This window comes from Streptomyces sp. NPDC059456 (assembly GCF_042750055.1).
Classification (GTDB): domain Bacteria; phylum Actinomycetota; class Actinomycetes; order Streptomycetales; family Streptomycetaceae; genus Streptomyces.
The window spans coordinates 1-2,382 of sequence record NZ_JBHYVA010000960.1; the positions used below are offsets into that span (position 1 = coordinate 1).

Below are 2,382 nucleotides of genomic sequence, written 5' to 3' on the forward strand. Positions count from 1 at the left end.
GCTCAGGCCTCTGCTGCGTTCGCCGATGCGGTCACCCTGCGGAGTGCCGGCCCTCTTGAGGGCCGCCTTCGTGTGCAGTCCGCCCTTGACCTTGCTGCGTACCGGCCCACCGAAGCCGTGGCCCGCCGGACGCGGCGGCCGATCCGGCTCCGACACCTGGAAGGCCTCTCGGAAATCCCGCTTCTGCTGCTCTTTGCTCATCCCGTCGTCAACTCCTTCGGGAAGCACCCAATCGGACTATTGGGATCGTATGCAGATATGCGGAGCAACGCACCCGGACCGTATGTAAAAAGTCCCGATCAAGGGCGAGGGCGCCCCGGTCAAGGGCGCGGTGGGGTCGTCCGCTCCGGCTGCCCCACCAGCCGGCGTGTCAGCTCCTCCGGGCACGGCGTGCCGCGCGGCAGCTGGTACTTCGCCGTGACCCGGTACACGCCCGGCCCGGGCGCCAGCAGCTCAGTCCACACGTCGCCCGCCGGGTCCGGAGCCGCCTTGAACAGGCACCCCGCCGTGTTCGCGTACTCCTTCGGCAGCGCGCCCGAGCCGGAGCCGCCGCTCCCGCCCCCGCCCCGCGCCTTCGACGCGAACGTCTCCTGCGGCGGCGGCACCGCCTTGCCCGACCCGTCCACCAGCCCCAGCCACGGCGAGTGCGGGATCCGCACCAGCACCCGCCCGGCCGCCTTCACGTCGATGACCAGCTGGTCCGCGCCCGCCCGGACCACCGTGGCCCGCCCGGACACCAGGTCGGTCGGCTCGTCGACCTTGAAGAGCCGCCAGTTCGCGTCGCCCCACACCTGCTGGAGGTACGGGAGCCCCCCGCGCACCAGCTTCGCCTCGTCCTCCCCGCCCGAATCGGGTTTGTCGGCCGGCAGCACCACGTAGTGCACGGCCCAGCGGCCCAGCCACTCCCGGTAGCTGTCGGCGGTCAGGGTGTCGTCGTAGAAGAGCGGGTTCCGCTCCAGGTCCGCCTGCCGGTTCCAGCCGCGTGCGAGGTTGACGTACGCGGGGAAGGCCGAGGACTCGCGGTGGCTGCTGGCCGGAACCACCTCGACGCGCCCGCGCTCGGCACCCGCCTTCTTCAGCTGGTCGACCAGCGGGGCGAGCTCCCGGTTCCAGGCGGCCACCGGGGTGGTCCGGACGATGTCCGTGATGCTGTTCGTGGTGATCCAGACGTTGATCCCGACGAACGCGAACAGCACCGCGTACCAGTGCCGGCTGCGCGGGACCGCGTACGGCAGGGCCGCGAGCAGCACCGCCCCGCCGAACAGCATGACCATCCGGGTGACGTTCGAGCCGACCTGCGAGTCGATCGCCCAGGTCAGCAGCACCCCGAAGGTGTACACGGCGGAAGCGATCCGGACGGTCTTCCACCGCTTCGGTACGAGGAACAGGACCGCCAGCCCGAACAGGAACGGCGGCGCGGCCGAGCCCAGCTTCATCGGCTGCGTCCCCGAGAACGGGAACAGCCACGCCGACAGCCCGACGACCGCTACCGGGGCCAGGCCCAGCGCGTACGCCCCCGGCCGGCGCCCGGACAGGAACAGCGCGGCCGCGATCACCCCCAGGAAGAGCCCGGCGACCGGGCTGGACGCGGTCGCGAGCCCGGCCAGCGGGGCCGCCACGGCCGCCTTGGCCCAGCGCCGCTCCGCCCATTTGCGGGGCCAGCAGAACACCGCGGCGACCGCGGCGAGCGCGAACATCGCGCCGAGCCCGAAGGTGACCCGGCCGGACAGGGCGTTGCAGAGCAGCCCGTACACCCCGGCCAGGGCCGGCCACAGCGGCTCCCGCACGGCGCCGCGGCAGCGGGTCAGGATCAGCGCGAGCAGCCCGGCCGAGACCGTTCCGGCGACCATCATCGTGGTCCGCACGCCGATCATGTACATCACGTACGGGGACACCACGCTGTACGAGACGGGGTGCATGCCGCCGTACCAGGCGAGGTTGTACGCCGAGTCCGGATGGCGGCCGACGAACTCGGCCCAGGCGTCCTGGGCGGCCAGGTCGCCGCCGCTGTTGGCGAAGCAGAAGAACCAGACCACGTGCAGGACCGCGGCCAGCGCGGTGGCGACGACCACCGGGTGCCGGCGGGCCCAGCCGAGGGCCCGGGCGGCTCCGGGGCTCCCGGGCGCGCCCGGGACCCCTATGCCCGGGGTCCCTATGCCGCCGGGCGCGGCCTCGGGCACGTCGGAGGCGGCTGCCGACGCCGACGCGGATGCCGACGCGGACCCGGACCCGGGCACACCGGAGCGGCCGGCGGCGGCCGGTGCGCCCCGGCCCTGGCTGTGCTGCTCAGCGGTGGTCACTGCACTACTCCCCGGACTCCCCGGACTCTCTGCGGCCCGTTCCCCGGGTCCCAGGACGCGCGGCGGCGCCCCGGGGTTGCCC

Annotated in this window: 2 protein-coding genes; both read right to left on the minus strand. The window is 73.5% G+C overall.

Translation table 11 applies throughout. From position 1 onward, the window contains the following. A partial coding sequence (locus tag ACFXA3_RS41070) for a hypothetical protein (RefSeq protein WP_385196359.1) occupies positions 1-201 on the minus strand: 201 nt, incomplete at its 3' end. A gap of 119 nt (positions 202-320) precedes the next feature. Then, positions 321-2,300 (minus strand): MFS transporter, encoded by a 1,980-nt coding sequence (locus ACFXA3_RS41075; RefSeq protein ID WP_385196361.1) that lies wholly within the window; start codon positions 2,298-2,300, stop codon positions 321-323. Positions 2,301-2,382: the final 82 nt, after the last annotated feature.